General features: G+C 37.7%; 18 protein-coding genes. 15 read left to right on the top strand and 3 right to left on the bottom strand.

Annotated elements, in window-relative coordinates; genetic code table 11:
- Positions 1–54 precede the first annotated feature (54 nt).
- The 10 genes from MKZ17_RS16570 to MKZ17_RS16525 all read left to right on the top strand — a co-directional run bounded on the left by MKZ17_RS16570 (position 55) and on the right by MKZ17_RS16525 (position 16,841).
- Positions 55–627 (top strand): peroxiredoxin family protein, encoded by a 573-nt coding sequence (locus tag MKZ17_RS16570; protein WP_340724839.1) that lies wholly within the window; start codon positions 55–57, stop codon positions 625–627.
- A 157-nt stretch (positions 628–784) separates the two neighbouring features.
- Positions 785–2,218 carry a S41 family peptidase gene (locus MKZ17_RS16565; RefSeq protein WP_340724838.1) on the top strand — a complete coding sequence of 478 codons (1,434 nt, stop codon included), beginning with the start codon at positions 785–787 and terminating at the stop codon, positions 2,216–2,218.
- 176 nt (positions 2,219–2,394) lie between these two features.
- Positions 2,395–3,564: a PDZ domain-containing protein gene (locus MKZ17_RS16560; RefSeq protein WP_340724837.1), complete on the top strand. Its 1,170-nt coding sequence runs from the start codon at positions 2,395–2,397 to the stop codon at positions 3,562–3,564.
- An 879-nt stretch (positions 3,565–4,443) separates the two neighbouring features.
- Positions 4,444–5,076: a TVP38/TMEM64 family protein gene (locus MKZ17_RS16555; protein WP_340724836.1), complete on the top strand. Its 633-nt coding sequence runs from the start codon at positions 4,444–4,446 to the stop codon at positions 5,074–5,076.
- A 118-nt stretch (positions 5,077–5,194) separates the two neighbouring features.
- Positions 5,195–8,821, top strand: a complete 3,627-nt coding sequence (gene addB / locus MKZ17_RS16550; protein ID WP_340724835.1) for a helicase-exonuclease AddAB subunit AddB — start codon at positions 5,195–5,197, stop codon at positions 8,819–8,821.
- On the top strand, positions 8,799–12,521 hold the full coding sequence (gene addA / locus MKZ17_RS16545; protein ID WP_340724834.1) for a helicase-exonuclease AddAB subunit AddA: 3,723 nt from the start codon (positions 8,799–8,801) through the stop codon (positions 12,519–12,521). Before addB ends, addA begins: the two co-directional genes overlap by 23 nt.
- Positions 12,522–12,532: 11 nt before the next feature.
- The gene (locus tag MKZ17_RS16540; protein ID WP_340724833.1) at positions 12,533–13,732 is read left to right on the top strand and encodes a DUF418 domain-containing protein; all 1,200 of its coding nucleotides are present in this window, start codon (positions 12,533–12,535) and stop codon (positions 13,730–13,732) included.
- A 72-nt stretch (positions 13,733–13,804) separates the two neighbouring features.
- Complete coding sequence (locus MKZ17_RS16535) at positions 13,805–14,707, top strand: fumarylacetoacetate hydrolase family protein (protein ID WP_340724832.1); 903 nt, start codon at positions 13,805–13,807, stop codon at positions 14,705–14,707.
- A gap of 115 nt (positions 14,708–14,822) precedes the next feature.
- On the top strand, positions 14,823–15,191 hold the full coding sequence (locus tag MKZ17_RS16530; protein WP_340724831.1) for a YisL family protein: 369 nt from the start codon (positions 14,823–14,825) through the stop codon (positions 15,189–15,191).
- A 171-nt stretch (positions 15,192–15,362) separates the two neighbouring features.
- Entirely contained in the window at positions 15,363–16,841 is a 1,479-nt protein-coding gene (locus MKZ17_RS16525) for an alpha-amylase family glycosyl hydrolase (RefSeq protein WP_340724830.1), read from the top strand.
- A 45-nt stretch (positions 16,842–16,886) separates the two neighbouring features.
- Here MKZ17_RS16525 and MKZ17_RS16520 read toward each other — a convergent pair whose 3' ends face one another.
- Complete coding sequence (locus MKZ17_RS16520; RefSeq protein ID WP_340724829.1) at positions 16,887–17,693, bottom strand: Cof-type HAD-IIB family hydrolase; 807 nt, start codon at positions 17,691–17,693, stop codon at positions 16,887–16,889.
- Between the two features lie 216 nt (positions 17,694–17,909).
- On the opposite strand from MKZ17_RS16520, the gene MKZ17_RS16515 reads away from it, so the two are divergent.
- Both MKZ17_RS16515 and MKZ17_RS16510 read left to right on the top strand, forming a co-directional pair.
- Positions 17,910–18,668, top strand: coding sequence for a prolyl oligopeptidase family serine peptidase (locus MKZ17_RS16515; protein WP_340724828.1), 759 nt, complete (start codon positions 17,910–17,912; stop codon positions 18,666–18,668).
- Positions 18,669–18,723: 55 nt separating this feature from the next.
- Positions 18,724–19,038, top strand: coding sequence for a metal-sulfur cluster assembly factor (locus MKZ17_RS16510; RefSeq protein WP_445326926.1), 315 nt, complete (start codon positions 18,724–18,726; stop codon positions 19,036–19,038).
- A gap of 63 nt (positions 19,039–19,101) precedes the next feature.
- On the opposite strand, the gene MKZ17_RS16505 is transcribed toward MKZ17_RS16510, so the two are convergent.
- Positions 19,102–19,761 carry a Crp/Fnr family transcriptional regulator gene (locus MKZ17_RS16505; protein WP_340724827.1) on the bottom strand — a complete coding sequence of 220 codons (660 nt, stop codon included), beginning with the start codon at positions 19,759–19,761 and terminating at the stop codon, positions 19,102–19,104.
- 220 nt (positions 19,762–19,981) lie between these two features.
- On the opposite strand from MKZ17_RS16505, the gene MKZ17_RS16500 reads away from it, so the two are divergent.
- Complete coding sequence (locus tag MKZ17_RS16500) at positions 19,982–22,108, top strand: ATP-dependent Clp protease ATP-binding subunit (RefSeq protein WP_340724826.1); 2,127 nt, start codon at positions 19,982–19,984, stop codon at positions 22,106–22,108.
- Positions 22,109–22,157: 49 nt separating this feature from the next.
- Here the strand turns inward: MKZ17_RS16500 and MKZ17_RS16495 are convergent, their stop codons facing one another.
- Complete coding sequence (locus tag MKZ17_RS16495) at positions 22,158–22,355, bottom strand: YjzD family protein (protein ID WP_340724825.1); 198 nt, start codon at positions 22,353–22,355, stop codon at positions 22,158–22,160.
- 224 nt (positions 22,356–22,579) lie between these two features.
- On the opposite strand from MKZ17_RS16495, the gene MKZ17_RS16490 reads away from it, so the two are divergent.
- A complete protein-coding gene (locus MKZ17_RS16490; protein WP_340724824.1) occupies positions 22,580–23,515 on the top strand; it encodes a beta-ketoacyl-ACP synthase III in 936 nt (311 codons plus the stop codon).
- Between the two features lie 51 nt (positions 23,516–23,566).
- Positions 23,567–24,808, top strand: a complete 1,242-nt coding sequence (fabF, locus tag MKZ17_RS16485) for a beta-ketoacyl-ACP synthase II (RefSeq protein WP_340724823.1) — start codon at positions 23,567–23,569, stop codon at positions 24,806–24,808.
- Positions 24,809–24,880 lie beyond the last annotated feature (72 nt).

Genomic DNA, 24,880 nt, shown 5'->3' with positions numbered 1-24,880 from the left:
ACTGGAAAATTATGATATGGTACTACTAGATAAAACGTAATGAGGTGTGAAAAAATGAAGAAGAATATCGGCATAATCGTCGTTTTAGCACTAGTGGTTACAATGCTAGCAACATACATAAAACAAGAAATCGAACGTAGTCAGGTCATTCATGAGCAATCAAAAGGCTATGAAGTTACTTTAGATGAAGAAGTTGGGTTAGAAAAGGGTCAATTAGCACCAGATTTTACGTTACAAAATATGCAAGGTGAGGAAGTAACTTTGTCTGATTTACGTGGTAAACGTGTTGTCTTAAACTTTTGGGCGACATGGTGTCCTCCATGTGAAGCAGAAATGCCGCATATGCAAAAATATTACGAACAGTACAAGAAAGAAGATAATGTTGAAATTATCGGCGTTAACTTAACTTATGCAAATGAAAAAGTAGAGCGCGTTGAGCAATTTCTAAAGAGCTATAATATTTCATTCCCAATCTTATTAGAGCAAAATGAAATGGTCGCACAGCAATATCAGATAATCACAATTCCATCAACATATATGATTGATACGAAAGGGAAAATTCAAAAAAAAATAATTGGTCCTCTTGATTTGGAGTCGTTACGAGAAAATGTGATACAACTAAATTAGAATTGTTCGAGTGATAACGAACAATTAGGCGTTTAGGTCATTTGATTTTCTGTTACTTTAGGGGAGGATTAGAGGGAAGTTTAAGAAAATTTGATTCGACTTAGAAGTATGAAATTCAGCGAACGTTCATAAGTTTAACTGAACGGGAGGGAAGATTGTGCGGAAAAGTCGAATTTTCTTATTTCTTGGAATACTATGTTTGGTAGTCATTGTATGTACTTTCTTTTTGTTTGGTCAACCAACCACAAAATCAAATACAGAACAAGCTGACTTTGCAATTGTCAATGAGTTACATGACATTATTGCTCGTGAATCTGTCTATGATGTGACTTCTGAGAAGCTAGTAGAAGGAGCGCTACGGGGAATGGCCAATGCAATAAATGATCCGTACAGCACGTATTATTCACAACAAGAAGCCGCATTACATAAACAAACATTAGCAAGTGAACGAATTGGTATTGGTATTGAACTGTCTGAATCAAATGGGAAATTTATTGTCATCGCACCTGTCAAATCGTCGCCAGCAGATAAAGCAGGAATTCGCCCATTAGATGAGCTAATTCAAATCAATGATACGCGTCTTGAAGGTAAATCAATGGGCGAGGTTATGAAATTGATGCAAGGAAAAGAGGGCGAAAAAATTGAACTTGTATTGTATCGTCCTGAATTAGAACGTCATGTGAAAATAAGCTTAAAAAGAGAGCGTTTAAAAAATGAAACGGTTCAATCTGAAGTCATCGAAATTGAAGAAACGCCTATAGGTTATATTACAGTTAATATGTTTGGGGAAGAGACAGCAAAAGAGTGGAAAAATGCACTCGACAAAGTATTAGAAAAAGAGGCGGAAGGGTTAATTATTGATGTTCGAAATAATCCAGGGGGCTATTTACATAGTGTCGCCCAGATGATGAGCTTTTTTGAGCAAAAAGAAAAGATTTTCGCCTATATGCAAAATCATGAAGGTGTTACGGAGCCATTGAAAACGAAAGCACCTGAAGAAATCATTCCATATGTTGAAAAATTAAGAGCGATACCGATAGCAATCATTCAAAATGAAGGGAGCGCTTCTGCAAGTGAAGTATTTGCTGGTGCATTACAAGACTGGAAGCGTGCTGTCATTATTGGTGTGACAAGCTTTGGGAAAGGAACTGTACAACAAACATGGGAATTACAAAATGGTGGCGAAGTAAAATTATCAACGAATAAATGGTTGACACCTTCTAAAAAATGGATTCATCATATAGGGATTGAGCCAGATGTTGAAATAAAACAACATCCACTTTATCAGGTAGAGACAAAGTTATTAAAAGGTCGATTTGAAGTGGGTGAGTATAGCGAAGAGGTTGCCTATACGCAATTAGTATTAGGTGAACTAGGTTATGGGATTAATCGTAAAGATGGATTTTTTGATATGGATACAGCAGAGGAAGTAGCAAAGTTTAGGAAGAAATATGATTTGCAAGAAGGACGTCATCTGGATGAAGCTTTCTTCACTGAATTATCAGCACAATTACAAAAATTTAAAGCATCACAGTTAAATGATATGCAGCTACAAATGGCAATCAGTTATATTATGCATCAGTTTGAATGATTGCCAGGAAGATGATATTTTACTTGTAAGGACAAATTGCACTACGCAAGAACAAAGGGATTTGATACAATGGAAAGTGAACCTTCAATTGGTAAGACGCTTTCCTAGAATTGATTCGTTTCTCTCATCGAACAATGATAGGTATGCATAGTGAGGATTAGACAGTAGGTGAGAAGATGGATGGAACCATTTTAATTGAAATTTTAAAAAGTATTGGTCGTTTTCTTATAAATCCATTAGTTTATATCGCACTCCTTTCCGCCATTTATTTAGGCTATCGACGAGTGAAGCGGGAGCGTAATTTTTTCAATCATCGTGTTTTAAATGGTTGGTCAGAAATGCGTAACATGCTCATCATGGGGTTTATGCTATCCCTCATTATCTCGTTATTTAGTATCGTGGTTGGATTGACAATAACATTTGAATTTCTAGCTATTATTTTTTTAATTAGTTTAATCGGATTGCTTGTATTTACGTATCACCTTTTATCACCGATTATTGTGATGGCAATTGCATTTGGTGTTGTCGTATGGATGGATTGGAAAAATTTTTCGTATGGGCTATGGGGCTTCGAATTTGTTGGAACAAATGTAGGAGATGGCTTAGTCAAGACCGCGGCCATTTTAGCCGGGTTATTATTAATGGCTGAGGGGATTTTAATTCGCCGTTACGGGGCAAAATTTGCATCTCCAATTGTAGAAACGACAAAGCGTGGACTTAATGGGATCGGTTATTATAGTAAGCAATTATGGATGCTACCAGTCGTAACAATTATTCCGGGAGACGGGATACAGGCGTATTTACCATATTGGCCACAGTTTACACTTGGTGCAGAGCAATTTTCATTAGTAGTTTTCCCATTTATTATCGGGTTCCAACAAATGGTGCGGAAAAACCTCCCGTTGTATGTATATCCAAAGATGGGACGCAACATTGTTTTTGTAGGAGAACTAGTATTATTTGTTGGCATTGCATCCTATTTCATGCCCGTATTAGGCGCGGCAGCGTTAGCATTAGGTGCAATTTCCCGAACAATAATTGCTATTTATTATCGCCGTTCTGAGGATCGCGATAGCTATGCAGTAATGCGTAGTGGAAATGGGGTTATGATTGCTGGGGTACTACCCGACTCACCAGCCGAAAAAATGGGTTTAATCGCAGGTGAGGTCATTAAGCGCATTAATGGACAAAATGTTCATACGGAAGAGGAATTATATGAAGCATTGCAAATTAATGCTGCACATTGCCGTCTAGAGGTGCTTGATCATAACGGAGAGCTCCGCTTAACACAGCATGTCGTTCATAGTGATGATAACCATAAAATTGGTTTATTAATTGTAAAATAACAAGTTTCAAAGAATCTCGTGAAAACGGGGTTCTTTTTTATTTAAGGAAAGTAAGTTTTAAAGTGAAGTGACAGTGGACTAGGGCTAAGGGCAATGAATGAGAGGGGAGAAGCGATCTAGACTCAGGGAAATGGACAAGGTTGGCGGGATAATGGACATTTTTAAATGAATAATGGACAAAATATATCGAATAATATACGAAATTCATAAAGTAATCGACAATCTATAAGCCAAAATAGACTTATTACATGGAATAAAGGACAATTACGTAAATTCACAGCTTTTCATACCGTAACAGCAACAATCTTAATTGTCTTATAGGTATTCTTGCAAGGTGTTATTAGATAAAGGACAAAGTATTTAAAGTAATAGCCAAAGTTGAGATGGTAATAGCTAAAGTTCGAAAGAAAAAGGACAAAGTATAAAGGAAAAGGACAAAATGAAGTACTTAATGGAAAAAAGAAGGTTTAATGGACAAAATCGACGAGTTAATAGAACTTTTACATCTAATAAAAGACAAAATGAACCTATCTAACCTAGATATAAAAAGCACTGGCTTCGATTAATATCCAAGCCTCCAAAATCCCTTGCACCCCCCAGGAAACCTAGATTTAACAACACACCCGCTTTCCTTAGAACTCCCTCTCCCGAAGCCAATCCACCACCCAAAATATAATCAATCCACTAAAATGTGACGGTTTTGTTATTCGATGAATAGGGCAAACATAGGAAGGGGAATTATGTTACTATAAAAAAGATATAATATTCGAAATTTATCGCAGTAACATGAGCAATGTAGTTTTTTGTCTTAAAATGAAGGCGATATTTTAATAAATTCATCATTTAACTTACCGGTTTTGTTAGTAGGAGTGAATACTTATGTTAGATTGGTTGACAATCGATAATATTGAAACGGTTGTTGAAAAATATAAATTATTAGGTCCTTTTTTTGGGGTATTTTTAACATTCATTGAGTCCTTTCTCCCAGTATTACCGCTGTTTGTCATTGTTATTGCGAATGCAGGGGCATATGGTTTGTTTTGGGGATTTATCCTGTCGTGGCTCGGTACGGTAGCGGGTTCATACGCATTTTTCTTGTTAATTCGAAAGTTTGGAAATCATCGTTTGTTCCGTAAGATAAAAGAGCAGCGACAAGTTAAAAAGCTGATTCAATGGGTAGATATACGAGGATTTACGCCATTGTTTGTATTACTCTGTTTACCGTTTACGCCAGTTGTTGTCGTGAATAGTGTGGCAGGCTTATCGAATATTAAAAGGCAATATTATTTTTTAACATTATTCATTTCGAAGCCTGTTATGATTTTTTTGATGAGTTATTTAGGAAGCGATTTACGCTCTATTTTAACAAATCCTGTTAAAATCATTGTCTCTGTGTTGATTATTGTTACAATTTGGGGAATTGGTAAATTAATCGAACGTAACTTAAATAAACGAGTGGAGCAAGACTTGCGTGAAATTGAAAAGCAAAGACAGCCTTTGAATAAGGAATAGATAAAAATGCGAGAGAATTTTTCTCGCATTTTTCTATTTCATTCAATATGTCAGATAGTGCGCGAACATGTATTCTTATATATAATAGAAGTTAATAATGTGAAGTGAGGTGGGGATGATGACGTTACGTGTCATTTCAGGACGAGCAGGGACAGGGAAAACGACGTTCATCCATCAAGAAATCGTAGAAGATTTAACATCAAATCCACTTGGTCCTCAAATTTTTATTTTAGTTCCGGACCAAATGACGTTTTCAACGGAATATGAATTAACGAATCATTACGGTATTGAAGGGATGATGCGAGCGCAGGTCATGACCTTTAAACGTTTAGCATGGTTTGTGCTGCAAAAGGAAGGTGGCATTACGAGGGAACGTATTGATGGTACAGGCTACCGCATGCTTCTACGTCGTATTTTAGAAGAACATCAAGATGAGTTTTTACTCTTTAAACAAGTAGCTGGCAAACGAGGATTTACAAAAGAGGTCGAGCAGATTTTAAAGGAGTTTAGCCAGTACAATATTAATATAGACACGATTGGGCCATTAATTGAATCATTAAAGCAAAATGGAGCAAGTGAAGTACTGCTACATAAAATGCATGATTTGCAAATTTTATTAGTTCAGCTAAATGAACGTATTGGCACGAATTATGTTGAGGGGGATGGGTATTTCCCGATGCTTCTTGAGCGCATGCCTCAAATGGAAAGCTTGCGCGAGACCCATGTTTATTTAGATGGCTTCGTTTCGTTCAATGGACAAGAGTTTACGATTTTAAAGGAATTATTACTTTATGCAAAGCGTGTAACATTGGTGCTTCCAATGGATGATCCTCAAACAGACATGCTAGAAGGCTCGGTATTTTACCGTGCAGCAACGACCTATGAAAAACTCCGAGAGGAAATTCAAAAAATACGCTTTGAACGTGGGATTGATATCGAAGAGGAGCAACGTATTCATTTGACAGTGAATTATCGTTCAAAAAATCGTGATTTACAACATCTTGAGCAATGCTTTGATGCACCTTTTATTAAACCAATAGCTTCAGAGGGGCATATAAAAATAGTAAACGGTATGAATCCACGGGCGGAAGTACAGGGAATTGCCCAGGAAATTAAAGGCTTAGTGATGGATAAAGGGTTACGCTATAAGGATATCGGGATTATGTATCGCCAAGCAGATGTGTATGACCCGATCATTGCGACAACCTTTACGCAATACGACATTCCATTTTTCTCGAATGAAAAACGTTCGATGCTTTATCATCCATTGATCGAATTTAGTCGTTCGGTCCTAGAAATTATTACATCTAATTGGAAATATGAGCCGATTTTTAGAAGTGTAAAAACAGATTTACTCTTTCCTTATAATTCGAATTTAGTGGCGATGCGTGATCGTGCCGATATTTTAGAGAACTTTGTCATTGCAAAGGGCATTGTGCATGATCGATGGTTTAAGGAAGATGTATGGCATTATCGTCGTTTTAAATCACTTGAAAAGATAAATGCCATTCAAACAGAGGATGAGCTTGAACATGAAAAGCTATTAAAAAGTGTGCGAGATTTAATTCGAGAGCCTGTATTTGCTCTGCAACAGCGACTTAAGGAACAACAGACTGGACGAGCACTAGTTGTTGCACTTTATGAGTTTATGGAGCAGCTGGATGTGTATAAGAAGCTTGTAAAAATGCAAGAGCAGGAAGAGCAAAAAGATGCGTTACATCAGTCCTTTGAGCATGAGCAGGCATGGAATGGTTGGGTGCATATTTTAGAACAGTTTGACCTTATGTTTGGAGATAAGGACATCCTACTAGAAGAGGCTGCACAAATTTTAGATGAAGGCTTTGAGTCACTTCAATTTTCAAGTGTACCACCGACTCTCGATGAAGTGACGGTGTCGACATTGGAATTTGCTCGCTTTGATAATAAGAAGGCGATTTTTATTATTGGCGTGAACGATGGCGTTTATCCGATGCGAATGGATTCTGGGGGGCTGTTATCAGATGATGAGCGAGAAACTTTTGAAAAGGCACAATATGGTCTCGCACCAGGTGTGAAAAGTCGCTTACTTCAGGAGAGCTTCCTCTTTTATCGTGCAATTACGTCACCAACAGATTATTTATATGTAACGTATGCAAGTGCCGATGAAGAAAGTAAAGGGAAGCTTCCATCCCTTTATATCAATCGATTGCATAAAATGTTTGAAGTATTGAACGAAGAGGGAGAAATGGCGCGTACAATTATCCAACGGCAAATTGTAATGGATCCTCTCGATGAAATAAAGCAGCAATATGTAATGGATTATCTACGTCATCCATCACCAGCCATCGGTTTTTTAATGACGCAATTAAAGCAAGCACAGATTGAAAAGCGATCATTAACAGAAGAATGGTCTGCGTTGAAGGCGTATTATGAGCGTGATCCGAAATGGAAGGACGTATTAAGCGTTGTGGCAAAGCCCCTGTCTCATGTAAATGAGGTGGAGCCATTATCTGAGGAAAATGCGACCGCCTTATATGGTAAAGACTTTTTAGCTAGTGTATCACGCATAGAGAAGTTTTATAGTTGTCCTTATTCGCACTTTGCTTCATACGGCTTGAAGCTTCAAGAGAGACCTGAATTTAAGCTTGAGTCATTTGCAATGGGGGATTTATTCCACGAAGCAATTCGTACGATTTTATCGGAAACGGATCAGACAATCCCGTTAAATAATTACATTGCGTGCTATAAAAAGGCGGATGAGACGATCACAATGCTAGTTGATTATTTCTCCTACAGTATTTTAAAAAGCAGTCACCGTTTCGAATATATTAAAACGAAGCTTGTAAAAATCGTGGCGCGAACGTTGTATGCATTAATTAATCAAAGTGAGCTTTCGAAGTTTCAAGCGATTGCCCATGAAAAGCCATTTGGGAAGCGTGATGATAAAAATACAGAACAGGATGATCGTAATCCTTTAGATGCATTAAAAATTGAGCTTGATGATAATCGTAACATGTTTGTACGCGGACAGATTGACCGTATTGATGCATTTAAAGATGCGCAAAACTTATATTTGCGTGTCATTGATTATAAATCGAGTGGGCGAAAGCTTGATTTTACGGAAGTATACAACGGGATTTCATTGCAGCTTTTAACGTATTTAGATGTGGCCTTACAAAATGTACCGATTTTAGCGAAGGAAAGTAAGCTCATTACGGATTTATCCGAGCTTGAAAATATTATTGTTCAAGCTGCGGGAATGTTCTACTTACATGTACATAATCCACTCATTACGACTGAGGATTATGAGCAGCTAGAGAAAGTCGAAAGCTTACGTCAGGAAAAGTTTAAGCTAAGTGGTTATATGTTAAAGGACGTAGAAGTGGCGCAATTGATGGATACGACACTAGAACCAAATAAATCATCGATTATTGTGCCGGCTGCCTTTAAGAGTGCTGAGGAGCCTGAATTTAATGGACGTTCATCAAAGGTAATAGAGCCAGATCAAATGGAAAATTTACAGCAATTTGTCCATCATAAATTCCGCCAAGCAGGCAATGAAATATACCGGGGTAATACGGAAATCAAGCCTTATAGTTTAGGTAATATGAAAGCTTGTACTTTTTGTAGCTATAAAGCGGTATGTCAATTCGACCAAACTGAAACAGGCAATAGTTTTAATGAATTGAAGAAGCAATCAGAGCAAGAAGTATTTGAAAAAATAGAAAAGGTGGTATGCGTACATGACGATTCCAGTGAAGCCTAATGATGTACAGTGGACGGATGTGCAATGGAAGGCCATCTATGCAGCAGGTCATGATATTTTAGTATCCGCAGCTGCTGGTTCAGGGAAAACAGCGGTACTCATTGAGCGCCTCATCCAAAAAATATTGGCACCAGAGGACAAGCGGATTGATGTTGATGAGCTACTTGTTGTAACGTTTACGAATGCATCCGCAGCAGAAATGCGCAATCGGATGGCAGAAGCGTTAGAAAAAGCAATTTCCCAAGATCCAGACAATCGCTTTTTACGTCGGCAGCTGAGCCTTTTAAATAAAGCACAAATTTCAACATTACACTCCTTCTGTCTATCCATCTGTAGGGAATATGCATACACAATTGATTTAGATCCAGGCTTTCGTTTAGCCAGTACGGAAGAGGCAGCGCTATTACAAGATGATGTGCTCATTGATGTACTGGAAAAAGCATACCGGGGAGACATGGCGCACTTATTTACAAAAGAAGAGTTATATACATTAGTTGATAGCTTTGCCTCGGACAGAAGCGATCAGGCAATTGAATTACTACTACAGGAAATGTATAAAGTATCTCGAGTACAGCCAAACCCATATGAATGGCTCAATACATTGCCACAAAAATATGATATTGACCCTACTAGTGCGATTGATGATTTAGCCATTGCACAAGAGGTCCGACCGTTTATTATCAATAGCTTAAAGGAAGCAGCGATCCGTCTTGAAAAAGGACTGCAAATTGTTTCCGTAGAGCCAGCATTGCAAAAAAATAAAGAGCTATTTGAAGGGGAATATGGTGCAGTAAAGCAAGTGCTCCAGGCGATGGAATATGGGACGTGGGAAGAGGCATATACATTAATTCCTGCGATACAGTTTGGTCGCATCAAGCCAGTGACTAAAAAAGATACGGAGGAAGATCGTCAGTTTTATGCAGTAGCAAAGGAGCACCGTGATCAAGCAAAAGATATGATTAGTGACCTAAAGGAATCCTTTTTTGCTCGTCACCCAAAGCTCTATGTACAAGAAATGGCGGCAACGAAGCCCATTTTAGAAACGTTAGTAAAGCTGACGATTGAATATAGTGAAGCATTTAAAAAGGCGAAGCAAGAGCGTGGGTTACTCGACTTTTCTGATTTGGAACATTATGCTTTAGAAATTTTAACAGATCCCGACAGTAACACAATGCCACCTCAGCCTTCACAAATCGCTTTACATTTTAAAGAACGTTTTAAAGAGGTGCTCGTTGACGAGTACCAGGACGTCAATTTTTTACAAGAAACGATATTGCAACTTGTGAAAAGTGGTACAGAGGAAAACGGCAATATGTTCATGGTAGGGGACGTTAAACAATCCATTTATGCATTCCGACTTGCTGAACCTCGTCTTTTCCTTGATAAATATAAGCGCTTCGAAGAAAATCCAAGTGACACCGGGATGAAAATTGACTTAAACGCGAATTTCCGAAGTCGCTCTGAAGTGCTTGAAGGAACGAACTATGTATTTGAGCAAATAATGGATGAGGAAGTTGGCGAAATTGATTACGATGAGCAGGCAAAATTGAAATTTGGTGCGAGTTATGATGAACAACAAGTTCCAATTGAGCTTGTGTTATTAGAAGGAACCTCAAAAGTACAGGCAATAGCATCAGTAGAAGGAGCAACAGAGGAAGAGGAAAGCATTAGTGCTGCTCAGCAGGAGGCTCGCTACATTATTAAACGAATTCGTGATTTAGTCGACAATGGCGGACAAGTATATAACCCAAAAACGAAATCAATGCGCAAAATCCAGTATCGGGACATTGTTGTGTTGATGCGTTCGCGTAGCTGGTATACAACGTTTGCAGAAGAATTTAAGCAAGCGGGGTTACCGCTATATGCAGAAACAGATGGTGGCTATTTTGATTCAATGGAAGTCATGATCATGCTCAATACATTAAAAGTAGTCGACAATCCCTATCAGGATATTCCACTTGCATCTGTATTACGTGCACCGTTTATCGGACTAACGGAAAATGAATTGGTAGCGATTCGCTTAGTTAATGGAAAAGTTCCCTTTTATGAGGCGCTTAAACAGTACAAAGAGGAAGCGAATGGTAAGATGTCTCTCGTAATGGAGCAAAAGCTTGATAAGTTTTTTGCATTGTTTGAGAAATGGCGTAATTTCTCGCGACATGGAGCAATTGCTGATCTAATTTGGCAGGTGTATTTAGATACAAGCTATTTTGAAATGGTTGGAGCAATGGCTAATGGGAAACAGCGTCAAGCAAACCTACGTGCGCTTCATGACCGTGCCTTAAGCTATGAAAAAACATCCTTCCGAGGATTATTCCGCTTCCTTCGTTTTATTGATCGCATGCAATCACGAGGAGACGATTTGGGCATTGCGAAGTCAATTGGTGAGGCAGACGATGTTGTAACATTACTCACGATCCATAAATCTAAAGGGTTAGAATATCCTGTTGTATTCGTCGCGGGTATGAGCCGTACATTCAATACTAAAGATTTGGGAAGCCGCTACATTTTTGATCAACAATTTGGCTTGGCAATTAAGTCTGTAAACCCAGATTTAAATATTATTTCGACGTCACTGCCACATTTGTATGTAAAAGAGAAGAAGCTTGCCAAAATGAAGGCAGAAGAGATGCGTATTCTTTACGTAGCGATGACTCGCGCGAAAGAACGTTTAATTTTAGTAGGTTCAATTAAGGACTGGGAAAAACTGCGTGAGGAATGGGCGTTTTATCAGGATTTACAGGAAAAAGTATTACCGAATTATGTGCGCTCAAAAGCAAATAATTACTTAAGTTGGGTTGGTCCTTCAGTAGCTCGTCATAATGACTTTTTCTTTGCTAATTATGGCTATAACAAAGAAGCAACATCAACAGAAAAATGGTCGATTTCAATTATTCCAAACGATGATTTTTTAATTGCCTCAGAAGTGGAGCAAGCCGAACCGGAACGACCACAGGAATTGGTCAACGAACATCTTGTACAGCTTCTTACGGACCGCTTCTCAGCAAGTTATCCGTATAAACAGGCAACACTGAAAAAATCAAAAACATCTGTAAGTGAGCTCAAGCGTTTAGAGAGCTTACAGCGGATGGAAGAGGAGCAACTCTATAACATGGAAGCGGCCCGCTATGTGAAGGCAAATGTGCCAAGCTTTATGTTAAAAGGCAAGAAGGAGCGGAAACTTTCTTCTACTGAAATTGGGACGGCTGTTCACGCTGTCATGCAGCATATTCCTCAAAAAGGCTTTGCTTCAATCGAAGAAACAGCGCAATTTATCCAATCATTAGTGGAACGACAATTACTTCAGCAAATTGAAGCGGATGCTGTATCAGCGAATAAAGTGTGGACATTTTTTACAACGGATGTAGGAACACGTTTTAAGGAAGCGAAGGAAGTTTTACGCGAAATACCTTTTACACTAAGCTTGAAAGATGCTGATGGGGACGCTCAAATTATTCAAGGGGTAATCGATTGTCTCTTTAAAGATCCCGAGGGAAATTGGGTTTTACTAGATTATAAGACCGATTATATTGAGCCTGCTATTGTGGAAGATTTGGAAAAAATTAAGAAAAAAATGACAAAAACCTATCAAATTCAATTAAACTATTATCAACATGCTGTTGAATCAATTAAACGTATTCAAGTGAGTGAGCGTTTATTGTATTTATATAGTGTAGGTCAACAAGTGAAAATTGATTAGGGGGGGACATGGTGAATTTTCGTCCAGTAGGTATGCAGGAGCGCATTGCCACGATAGATATTTTGCGTGGCTTTAGCTTGCTCGGCATTTTATTAGTCAATATGTTTGGCTTTTATTTGCCAATGCCACATATTTCAGACTTAAGTAATTGGTTTACAGAAGCACAGGATATTATTTTGCAGCAACTATTAGATATTTATGTACAAAGTAGTTTTTATCCGTTATTTTCGATGCTGTTCGGGTATGGATTAGCAATGCAGTATGTAAAAGCACAATCTACAGGCACAAATTTTTATCAATTTGCACCGAAGAGAATGATTGTTTTGTTTGCAATTGGCATACTTCATGCAGTGCTTATTTGGTGGGGCGATATTTTAACTACGTATGCGTTTTGTGGGGTATTTTTAATTGCATTCATGCGATTTCCTGCAAAAGGATTATTAACATTCGCCTTCATTATTAACATTTTTGGACAAATGTTTTTTTTAGGAATGTATTCATTAAGTGGATTATTTACTGAAGCAACGAATACGATGCCTGCTGACATTACATCAATTCAAAATTCCATCGCTGCCTATGGTGTTGGAAGCTGGATGGATGCGTTTATGCAACGTTTAGAAGATTTAAAACTTCAATTAGGCGTATTTATGTGGGTGTCTGCGTTATTTACAATATTACCATATATGTTATTTGGTGCGGCACTTGCAAAATGGCGCTTAATTGAACGGGCGAGAGAAAAGCTAGTAGTCTGGATTATTTTAGCTGTTGTTGGATTGGGTGTAGGTATTTTCTTAAAGAGCTTACCTATTGCGAATGACCAAACATTTGGTTATGAATATATTCAAGTTTATATGGGAGGACCAATTTTAGCAGTCGGATATATGGCGGTTATTGTGTTGTTAACACAGCTTCCAGTCTTACTAAAATTGCTGTCACCAATAGCCAAAGCTGGACGTATGTCGCTGACGCTATATATATCCCAATCCATTATTTGTACTACATTATTTTATTACTGGGGCTTTGGGCTATTTGGTAAAGTTGATGTTGAAATGGGCATTTATATTGCTCTTGGTATTTTCATTGTTCAAGTATTGTTTGCAGAGCTGTGGTTTTCTAAGTTTAAGCAAGGTCCACTTGAATTCTTGATTAAAAGATTAACCTATGGCAAAGCGTTAACCCGTAATAATGAAGTCACACAAAAAGAGTTTTAGCTTTTCAGAAAAATAAGGAAATTCTTTCAATTATGATGTATCATGTAGAAAAAAGAAGGAGCGCTCTACGTTATGAAATTGTTATCGTTTAAAGTGAATGAACAAGTGAAGTTTGGACCAAAAGTAAAAAAAGAAGAGGCAGTATGGGATGTCGTTGCTATTCAAAAGGAACTGAACATTTTGCCAGCATTTCCTGAAACAATTATCGAAGGAATTGCATTAGGCTTTGATTTTGTAGAACAAGTTCGTAAATTAGTAGATGCGGCACAAAAAACTGAAGATGGTGCTAAGTTTAAATTAGCCTTTACACATATTGATTGGCTTTCTCCAATTCCACGTACACCGAAAAATATTTTATGTGTAGGGAAAAACTACAATGAACACGCAATTGAGATGGGTGCAGATCAAGCACCTGAGGATATTATGATTTTTACGAAGTCGCCAACTGCCATTGCAGCAGATGAGACGACGTTACCTGTACACTCGGATGTAACAGATACACTTGATTATGAAGGCGAATTAGCTGTTATTATTGGAAAGCGCGGTAAAGATATTCCTAAAGGAATGGCAATTGATTATGTATTTGGCTATACAATAGCGAATGATTTAACAGCACGTGATTTACAGCAAAAGCATAAACAATTTTTCTTAGGGAAAAGTCTTGAAGGCAGTTGTCCAATGGGTCCTTATTTAGTAACGAAAGATGAAATTCCAGATCCGCATGCATTAACTATCGTAACAAAAGTAAATGGTGAAGTTCGTCAAAATGGTTCGACGAAAGATATGATGTTTACAGTTTCAGATATTATTGCAATTCTTTCAAAATATGTAACGCTAGAGCCTGGAGACGTTATTTTAACAGGAACGCCAGCAGGGGTTGGGAAAGGTATGAATCCACCACAATTTTTAAAAGCGGGCGATGAAGTGAAAATTTCAATTGAGGGAATTGGAACATTAGCAAATCGATTTGCTTAAGATTAGTAGAATCATTTTATAGAAACGATTCAAATTAGGCGGATTCATTGAATTCACACTGTATCGCATGGTAGGATATTGCATGTAGAGAAAAAATAGAAGAGGTGGAAAATTCATGAGTTTCTTAACGAGTGGTACGCATTTACACATTACAACATGGGTAATTGCATTAGTGTTATTTTTCATTGCAGCATTTGCTAGCAAGAAATTAACGGGTGTACAAATGGCATTGCGTGTGATGTATATTTTAATTATCATTTCAGGTGGCGCATTATTCTTAGAATGGCGCGACAAAATCGCAGAAAGCGGTATGAACTATGATATGAAAGTATTATTTGGTATTTTAGTCATCGGCTTTATGGAAATGATTTTAGCACGTAAAAACAAAGGCAAATCAGTAAACATCTTCTGGATTCTATTCGGAGTTGTATTATTAGTAACGTTATACTTAGGTTTAAGCATGGGTATTGGTATAAATTTCTAATCTCATAAAAACTAAGGAGAGAGTCCAATTTGTTGGATTCTCTTTTATTTTTGAAATTTTACACAATTTTGTCACTAAATTTTCTTAATTCCACTAAATTACTATTGTAAACATAGCTACAGTCCTACTTTATTTGGTAAAATGACGATGGATTGTTGTGAAAGTGAGGGAATGAAATTGGGATTTAAAAAATGGTTAGGCACTGCAACTGCATGTGTACTTCTTTCTGCTTCAATTTCTTTAATACCAGTGCATGCAGAGGAAACACGTACAATTGTAGATGAAAGTATATATGACGTTTTAGTTGATCGCTTTTTTAACGGGTCGGGCTCAAATGATGATGAATTCGTAAATGCACAGGATCCATCGATGTTTGCTGGCGGTGACTTTCATGGTTTAGTAAAAAAAATTGATTACATTGCGAATATGGGCTATACCGTATTATCAATAGGACCAGTTTTTGCAACAGAAAAATATGATGGGTCTATGGCTACAAGCTATGTAGTGCTAGATAAACGCTTCGGTACAGCAGAAGAACTAAAAGAAGTGGTTCATAAATACAATGAGCGTGACATAAAAATTATGGCTGATTTTCCATTATCCAATGTTAGTGCGAATCACGAGTGGGCAGGAAATGCGGGATTTGTCTCGTCAACAAACGATGGGGAAATTCAGTGGGATTTAACAAATACGGAGGTTCAAGCTGCATTAATTGATGCTGCGGTAGATTTCGTCAATACATATGAAGTGAATGGGCTCCGTTTAACAAATATTGAACAAGCTGATTCGGCTTTCTTAAATGAAATGATTGCTGCATTAAAAGAGGTAAAATCTGATATTTACGTCATTGCCAATGCAGAAAGTGAAGCTAATTTTGATGCGAAGTTTTATGATGATACAGCTTCTCTTTATACAAATGCCTTTAAAAATGTTGATTTAAATACAACTATTTTAGAGCCGCATATAGAAGAAGCTTTAACAGGGACACCTGTATTAATGATGACGGACACTATTTGGTCAGACCGTTTTACATTAGCTTCAACATTAGAGGGAATGTATCCACCAACGCGTAGTAAAATTTCGATTGCAAGTACATTATTATTACCAGGTGTTCCAATCGTACAATATGGCTCAGAAATTGCTATGAACGGTGAGGCTGGCATAGAGGGGCACCAATATTACAATTTTAAGACCGATTCAGAGCTAGTGGATTATGTAGGACAGCTACAATCATTAAGAAACGATTCGGCCACATTACGTAATGGTGAGTTTAAATGGTTAGAAAATGAAGATGGCTACATGGTATTTGAGCGAAAATCAGATACAGAAACATGGATTGTCGTCATTAATAATAGTAGTAAAACGAAGCGCGTGCATATCCCGGTTGCGGAATTAGGTGAAGGCAAAGAAATACGTGGGATGTTCAACAGTGAAGTAATTCGTGAAAACAAGGACGGCAATTATACAATTATTTTAGATCGTGAAATGGTGGAAGTCTATCAAGTAATTGAAGCACGTGGCATTAATATGTCGTATATTATTGCGCTTAGCTTAGTCGTTGTGCTTTATACGATTTTCATGATCGTTATTATGAAGCGAGGGCGTCAACGCCGCGCAGAGCAGGATGCTGAAAAAACAGCAAACCAATAAACAATATAAAACTAGCCTGTGAAGCATATTGTCACAGGCTAGTTTTTATAATTTTAATCGATCTTGTAAAAATTTTCCGATGCCGTCATCGTTGTTTGAAAGTGTAATTTCATTTGCAATGTTTTTAAGCTGGTCGATTCCGTTACTCATTGCAACACCAACTCCAGCATAATCAATCATTTCTAAATCATTATCCTCGTCACCAAATGCGATAATTCGGTTTTGAGGAATACCCATTTGTTTTGAGATATAGGCAATACCGACTGCTTTGCTCAAGCCTTTTCGAACAATTTCTATAATAGGAAATGGTGCACCCCAACGACGATGTTCAATTAATTCCGCATGAACATCTTGTAAATGTTGGCGAATAATTGGGACATTGACATCGTTTGCTTGAATGAGTAAACTTGTCGGATTTTCAAGTAAATTCTCCTTTAAATCACCCATTAACACATTCGGGCTACCCATATGAAATACTTTTAACATTTCTTCATCTTCTCGATGAATATAAACGTCATCCATTACTTCTGCGATTAAGTTTTGATATTCATATTTATGAACCGATTCTACTACGTCATGCACGACACGTAAATCAACGGTTGTATGAATAGGTTCCCATAATGAGTTACGCGGGTGGTGGATAAGAGCGCCGTTAAAATTGACGATAGGTGTCGTCAAACTCAGCTCTTTATAGTAGAGTTCGCTAGCGCGGTAAGGACGACCAGTTGCAATCATAACTTGATGCCCTGCTTGTTTGGCCTTGATTAGCATTTGTTTTGTGAAAGGCGAAATTGTTTTTTCATCGGTTAATAATGTACCGTCTAAATCTAACACAATTAAATGTTCATTCATAAAAAGAAGCCTCCTATCTTGAATTAACCATTAAGAACATTTCTTAGGTGTGAAATGAATACCCAACATGTTCGATTGGTGAAGGCAAACAATCAGTGAGAGATTGAGTACCCACTGATTGAAGTTTCACCCTATTGTAACGCTATAAAATGATGCACGTCAAAGTTTTGAAACAATTGGTAAGTTTTGATAAGGTAAGTAGTGGAGGTGATATCCATGATCGTTAAGGAAGAAGTGTGGGAATCGATTCCACTATTACATGTTTATGAAGAAGAAATGGATGAACATACACCAGTTGTCATCTTTCTACATGGATTTTTAAGTGCAAAAGAACATAATCTACATTATGCCTATCAGCTTGTAGAGAAAGGGATACGTGTCCTATTACCCGATGCTATTTTACATGGAAAGCGTTCGGAAAATTTAAATGAAAACCAAATGAATATGAAATTTTGGGAAATTGTACTGCAATCGATAAAAGAAGTACATACATTACACGAACAATTAAAGTTTAAAAACATCATCGTGCACGACCAAATTGGTATCGCGGGCACCTCGATGGGTGGAATTGTAACTTCAGGCTGCTTAGCCATTTATCAATGGATTAAAACTGCAGGTATTTGTATGGGCACAACTAGTTATACGAAACTTGCACAATATCAAGTTGAGCTACTAAAGGCAAAGGGTATTACTTTGCCAATTGTAGATGAACAGCAGCAAGCGGTTATTGCAAAACTAGCCCCATTTAATTTTGAAGAACATGAAGATGTATGGAAACAGTGTCCAATCATTTTTTGGCACGGAGAAAAAGATGCCGTTGTTCCATTTAACATGAGTCACGAGTATTATGAGCATTTAGTAGAAATAAATTCGATGAAACAAATCCAGTACATTTCGGAGCCAAAAGCAGGGCATACTGTTTCTCGAGAAGGAATGCTGCAAGTAACTCAATTTTTAGCACAACATTTGGCATAAATCATCGGTTCTGATATGATAAAGCTTAACACTATTGTGAAAGGGGAAACTTAATATGGCGATTGATCAAGATATGAAAGACAGCATGTTAGGTGCATTAGAAAACGTAATCGATCCAGAGCTTGGCATTGATATTGTCAACTTAGGTTTAGTATATGATGTTGATTTAACAGATGAAGGTCTTGCTACTGTAACAATGACATTAACATCAATGGGATGCCCATTAGGTCCGGTAATTGTAGACCAAGTGCAAACAGCATTAGGTGAGCTACCAGAAGTAAAAGAAACGAAAGTAGATATCGTATGGCAGCCAGCATGGTCAAAGGACAATATGTCTCGCTATGCAAAAATGGCATTAGGTATACGTTAATAGAAATCCCGCTTTATTCCTAAATTTAGGAATGAAGCGGGATTTTAATATGCATTGATAAATTTAATCTATACGACAGATGGACAATGGACAGTTTTCACAATCAATTTCTTGCTTTAAATAATCTAAGTCGTTAATCGTAATATACCCTTTTTCCATTGTAATAATATTTTTTTTACGTAAATCTGTTAACATACGGTTAATCATTTCTCGACTTGTCGCACATAAATTGGCGATTTCTGTATTTGTTAAGGCGATTTTAATAGCCACTTCCTTCGTGGAATTAAAATGTCCATACGTATTGGCTAAACGAATTAAGGTCGAATAAAGCGCGCCTTTTTTTCCGTGTAGTACTAAATCACGAAGTCTGCTTTGATTTTTAATATTTTCTGTTTGAATCCATTTTAAATAGTCAATCATTAATGTTGAATGTTCGTTAATAAATGCCTCAAGTTGATCGTTATGTAATGAGTAAATTTCTGAAACTTCTAGTGCTTTGGCTGTTGTAGAGTGGGAAGTAAATTTGCAAAACATAAGGCTTTCACCAATCAAGCAATTTTTCCCGCAAATACGAATTGTTAGTTCTTTCCCGCTTTCGGTTTCTTTACTAACTTGAACGGAACCGCTTTTTATAAGGAATACATGATCTGCTCGTTCTCCTTCTTGAAAAATATGGGAACCTTTCTCGATTTTTAATGTTATTCCCTTTGTTTTGAATAACAACGCAATATCAGAAGGAATTGCTACTACCGTTTCGATAAAAAATCACACCTTTCGAACAAGAATAAAAGTGTAAAAAAATGTATTTATCTTGTGCCATCATCATACCATAACTTTTTTGATAAATAAGTTAAAATAATGAGAATTATTATTTGTAGTTTGATCAATTTTTACCTATAATCGAATTAGTCAGTAAAGGTCAAAGAGATAAGGGGTGTCATTCATGCAATTTAATCAAACGCAAGATAATCGTCCACCGTTAGAGCAGTACGGACGTAATTTAATTGATCAAGTTAAAAATGGAAAAATGGATCCGGTCATTGGGCGAGATGAAGAAATTCGAAATGTCATTCGAATTTTATCGCGTAAAACGAAAAATAATCCAGTGCTTATTGGAGAGCCAGGTGTTGGTAAAACGGCAATTGTAGAAGGCTTAGCTCAACGAATTGTACGCAGAGACGTACCTGAAGGATTAAAGGACGCACTTTTATACGAGTTGGACATGAGTGCATTAATTGCAGGTGCATCTTATCGTGGTCAGTTTGAAGAACGTTTAAAAGCAGTTTTAAAGCAAGTAAAGGATTCCGATGGTCAAATTATTTTATTTATTGATGAAATCCATACAATTGTTGGCGCTGGGAAAACAGATGGTGCGATGGATGCAGGGAACATGCTTAAGCCGATGCTTGCTCGTGGAGAGCTTCATTGTATAGGAGCGACAACATTGGATGAATACCGTATGTACATTGAAAAGGACCCAGCATTAGAACGTCGTTTCCAGCAAGTATTAGTGCGTGAGCCATCTATTGAAGATACTGTTTCGATTTTACGTGGTATTAAAGATCGATTTGAAGAGCATCACCGTGGTGTCCGCATCCATGATCGTGCAATTATCGCAGCAGCTCAGCTATCGGATCGGTATATTACAGACCGTTTTTTACCGGACAAAGCAATTGATTTAGTTGATGAAGCATGTGCAATGATTCGTATTGAAATTGAATCAATGCCTCAAGAGCTCGATAAAGCAACACGTCGATTAACACAGTTGAAAATTGAAGAACAAGCATTGAAGAAGGAAAACGATGCAGCAAGTAAAAAACGCCTTGAAATTTTAAGTGAAGATATTAACAAGTTAGAAGCATCGATGGAAACAATGAAAGAACAATGGGAGTTTGAAAAAAATGGCTTACAAATTGTTCGAGATAAAAAAGACCAGTTGAAGAAATTTGTCGCTGAGGCAGAAGACCTTATGTATACAAACAGTAACTTAGCACGAGTTAGTGAATTGCAATACAGTCAAATTCCAAGACTTGAAAAAGAAATTGCTGAGTTGGAGCGACAATTAAAAGATACAGAAGGCAATCGTATGTTACGTGAAGAAGTGACAGAGGAAGAAATTGCAAAAATCATTTCACGTTGGACAGGCATTCCGGTCACGAAGCTTGTAGAAGGAGAACGCGAAAAATTACTACGCTTAAAAGATACATTACATGAGCGAGTAGTAGGTCAGGATGATGCAGTAACTTATGTAACAGAGGCAGTTTGGCGTGCGCGTTCGGGTATTAAGGATCCGAACAAGCCAATAGGTAGCTTTTTATTTTTAGGACCGACTGGTGTGGGGAAAACAGAATTAGCTAAAGCATTAGCAGAACAGCTTTTTGATTCGGAAGATCATTTCATACGTATCGATATGAGTGAATATATGGAGAAGCATTCGGTATCTCGTTTAGTCGGAGCACCTCCGGGATATATAGGGTATGAAGAAGGTGGCCAACTGACAGAAGCAGTTCGTCGTAATCCATATTCGGTTGTCTTATTAGATGAGATTGAAAAGGCACATCCAGATGTTGCAAATATTTTACTGCAAATGTTAGATGATGGACGTATTACGGATAGCCAAGGTAGGATGGTGAACTTTACAAATACGGTCATCATTTTAACGTCCAATATTGGGTCTCAGTACCTTTTAGAGCAAGGTGAGGAAGCAGAAGCCCTTGTACTAGCAGCTTTACGCCAGCACTTTAAACCAGAGTTACTTAACCGAATGGATGATATTATTCTGTTCCATGCCTTAACAAATGAGCACTTCCATGCGATTGCTTGGAAATATGTGCAACAGCTACAAGCGCGTGTTGCAGAGCAGGAAATTACGCTAGATGTAGAAGATGATGTAGTGGATTGGATTGTGGAAAACGGAATCGATCCGCAATTCGGTGCCCGCCCGTTAAAACGATTTGTGCAACGTCACTTAGAAACGATTGTAGCGCGGGAGTTGTTAAAAGGTGAGGTTATTGCTGGAGAAACATTGTCGATTTTAATAGAAAATGGCGAGATAAAAATTAAGAAATAAAACAAAAAACACAACTTATGCAAACTATGCATGGGTTGTGTTTTTTTAATTAATGATGTTCAGCTTCTGCGTCTGGAGTTGATTCGTTTGGAATCACTGCAGCAATGATAATTACTAATACACTGAATACTAATGAAATAATTACGCCATTCATGAAGTTAAAGTCTACACCCATTACAGAGCTTACTACGTAGTTTAACATTGCTACTAATAGGAATGACCAGAAGAAAGTAATAATATATTGCATCAAATTCACCCCACCTGAATTTATTTCTATCGTTATTATGAAAATACATCTTCAATATCATACCATAGCTTAACCTAAAAATAAAAGAGTGAATACAACTTTTCCTCAAGTTGTCAAAAATATTATAGTTGTTTTCAAATAATTTATCGTCTATAATTATGACCAACTACTAATAATTAGTGTTATTTTTAAAGGGGAATGTTTGAAAACAAGGGGGCAAATGAATGAATGCAGGGATTATCGGGATTAGCAAATATGTTCCCGAAAAAGTAATGACAAATGCAGATTTTGAAAAATTTTTAGATACATCGGATGAATGGATTCGTACACGTACGGGCATTGAACGCCGTCATATTGCTGAAGGAGAAGAGACATCTGATTTAGCATTTAAAGCAGCAGAAAAAGCACTTACAGATGCCGGGATTTCAGCGGATCAGCTTGGCTTAATTATCGTTGCAACTGTCACACAAGATCAAAACTTCCCAAGTGTCGCATGTCAAATCCAAGAACGATTAGGGGCATCAGGATGTGGTGCGATGGATATTTCTGCAGCATGCTCAGGCTTTATTTATGCGACTACGATTGCAAAACAATTTGTTGAAAGTAATAGCTATGACTATATATTAGTAGTAGGTGTAGAAAAATTAACGAAAATTGTAGATTGGGAAGATCGTAATACGGCAATCTTATTCGGTGATGGTGCTTGTGCTGCGGTTATTGGTAAAGTTTCTGAAGGGCGTGGTATTTTATCCTTCGAGCTTGGCGCAGATGGCACAGGTGGTAAACATCTATTTTTAAATAATGATAATCATATATTTATGAATGGTCGAGAAGTATTTAAATTTGCGGTACGTCAAATGGGCGAATCAGCATTAAGTGTTATTGAAAAAGCAGGTTTAACAAAGGAAGATGTGGATTATTTAGTTCCGCATCAAGCCAATATTCGAATTATGGAAGCTGCTCGGGAACGTCTAGGGTTACCAGAAGAAAAAATGTCGAAAACGATCCAGCATTACGGAAATACTTCGGCAGCTTCAATTGGCATATCGATTGTCGATGATTTGGCAGAAGGCAAGATTAAAGATGATGATATCGTTGTTTTAGTTGGTTTTGGTGGGGGACTTACTTGGGGAGCTCTCGCTGTGAAATGGGGAAAATAAAAGAGTGATGAATAGAAAATAAATTAGATTTTAAAAGGGAGTATGGAATCGATGGAAAAGAGAAGAGTTGTCGTTACAGGAATTGGCGCCGTTACACCTGTAGGTAACAGTGCTGAACAGTCATGGGAAAATATAATTGCGGGAAAATCTGGAATCGGCCCGTTGACTCGGGTTGATACGAGTAAATTTACAGTATCGGTAGCAGCTGAAGTAAAAGACTTCAATATTGAAGAGTATATTGAACGAAAAGAAGCACGTAAAATGGATCGTTTCACTCATTATGCTCTAGCTGCTTCAATGATGGCTGCAAAAGATGCAAATTTAACAATTACTGAAGAAATGGCTCCTCGTGTTGGCGTTTGGATTGGTTCGGGAATTGGTGGAATGGAAACTCACGAGCAACAATTTTTAACGTTCCAAGAGCGTGGCGTTCGCCGAGTGAGCCCATTCTTCGTTCCGATGATGATTCCTGATATGGCATCGGGTCAAGTATCAATTTATTTAGGAGCGAAGGGTGTAAATTCTTGCTCTGTTACTGCATGTGCTTCTGGTACAAACTCAATAGGTGATGCCTTTAAAGTTATTGAGCGCGGTGACGCGGATGTGATGATTACTGGTGGTACTGAAGCACCAATAGTAACAATGGCTGTTGCTGGATTTAGTGCGAGTACAGCATTGTCAATGAACCCTGATATCCAGACGGCTTCTCGTCCATTTGATAAAAACCGTGATGGCTTTGTTATTGGTGAAGGAGCAGGAATTTTAATACTAGAAGAGCTTGAGCATGCGAAAAAGCGTGGTGCTAAAATTTATGGTGAAGTAGTAGGTTATGGTGCGACAGGAGATGCACATCATATTACAGCACCGGCACCAAATGGCGAAGGGGCAGCTCGTGCGATGCAAATGGCTTTGGACGATGCGAAAGTTGCGCCTGACCAGGTCGGTTATATTAATGCCCATGGTACAAGTACACCATATAACGACTTATTTGAAACTCAGGCTGTCAAAACAGTATTTGGTAATCATGCTTATAAACTGGCGATGAGCTCAACAAAGAGTATGACTGGTCACTTACTTGGTGCAGCAGGAGGGATTGAAGCAATCTTTACAGTGCTTGCCTTAAAAGAAGGAATTTTACCACCAACGATGAATTTACATGATCCTGATCCGGAATGTGATTTAGACTATATTCCGAATGAAGCTCGTAACGCATCTGTAGACTATGCTTTAAGTAATTCTTTAGGTTTTGGTGGACATAATGCATGCTTGTTATTTAAAAAATATGTAAATTAATAAGTTGTAATGAAAAAAACAACGTGTTGCGTCATGCGGCACGTTGTTTTTTCGTACAATTGTACAAAGGAG

Origin of the sequence: Solibacillus sp. FSL R7-0682, assembly GCF_038005985.1 — a bacterium.
Classification (GTDB): Bacteria; Bacillota; Bacilli; order Bacillales_A; family Planococcaceae; genus Solibacillus.
The sequence above is the reverse complement of the archived record's forward strand: the minus strand, read 5'-3'. Positions and strand labels throughout refer to the sequence as shown.

What these genes read in the sequence shown, in the direction of transcription:
- MKZ17_RS16570 (WP_340724839.1), top strand. Translation starts at nt 55, where the DNA reads ATGAAGAAGAATATCGGCATAATCGTCGTTTTAGCACTAGTGGTTACA.
- MKZ17_RS16560 (WP_340724837.1), top strand. Translation starts at nt 2,395, where the DNA reads ATGGATGGAACCATTTTAATTGAAATTTTAAAAAGTATTGGTCGTTTT.
- MKZ17_RS16555 (WP_340724836.1), top strand. Translation starts at nt 4,444, where the DNA reads ATGTTAGATTGGTTGACAATCGATAATATTGAAACGGTTGTTGAAAAA.
- addB (WP_340724835.1), top strand. Translation starts at nt 5,195, where the DNA reads ATGACGTTACGTGTCATTTCAGGACGAGCAGGGACAGGGAAAACGACG.
- addA (WP_340724834.1), top strand. Translation starts at nt 8,799, where the DNA reads ATGACGATTCCAGTGAAGCCTAATGATGTACAGTGGACGGATGTGCAA.
- MKZ17_RS16535 (WP_340724832.1), top strand. Translation starts at nt 13,805, where the DNA reads ATGAAATTGTTATCGTTTAAAGTGAATGAACAAGTGAAGTTTGGACCA.
- MKZ17_RS16530 (WP_340724831.1), top strand. Translation starts at nt 14,823, where the DNA reads ATGAGTTTCTTAACGAGTGGTACGCATTTACACATTACAACATGGGTA.
- MKZ17_RS16525 (WP_340724830.1), top strand. Translation starts at nt 15,363, where the DNA reads ATGAAATTGGGATTTAAAAAATGGTTAGGCACTGCAACTGCATGTGTA.
- MKZ17_RS16520 (WP_340724829.1), bottom strand. Translation starts at nt 17,693, where the DNA reads ATGAATGAACATTTAATTGTGTTAGATTTAGACGGTACATTATTAACC.
- MKZ17_RS16515 (WP_340724828.1), top strand. Translation starts at nt 17,910, where the DNA reads ATGATCGTTAAGGAAGAAGTGTGGGAATCGATTCCACTATTACATGTT.
- MKZ17_RS16510 (WP_445326926.1), top strand. Translation starts at nt 18,724, where the DNA reads ATGGCGATTGATCAAGATATGAAAGACAGCATGTTAGGTGCATTAGAA.
- MKZ17_RS16500 (WP_340724826.1), top strand. Translation starts at nt 19,982, where the DNA reads ATGCAATTTAATCAAACGCAAGATAATCGTCCACCGTTAGAGCAGTAC.
- MKZ17_RS16495 (WP_340724825.1), bottom strand. Translation starts at nt 22,355, where the DNA reads ATGCAATATATTATTACTTTCTTCTGGTCATTCCTATTAGTAGCAATG.
- MKZ17_RS16490 (WP_340724824.1), top strand. Translation starts at nt 22,580, where the DNA reads ATGAATGCAGGGATTATCGGGATTAGCAAATATGTTCCCGAAAAAGTA.
- fabF (WP_340724823.1), top strand. Translation starts at nt 23,567, where the DNA reads ATGGAAAAGAGAAGAGTTGTCGTTACAGGAATTGGCGCCGTTACACCT.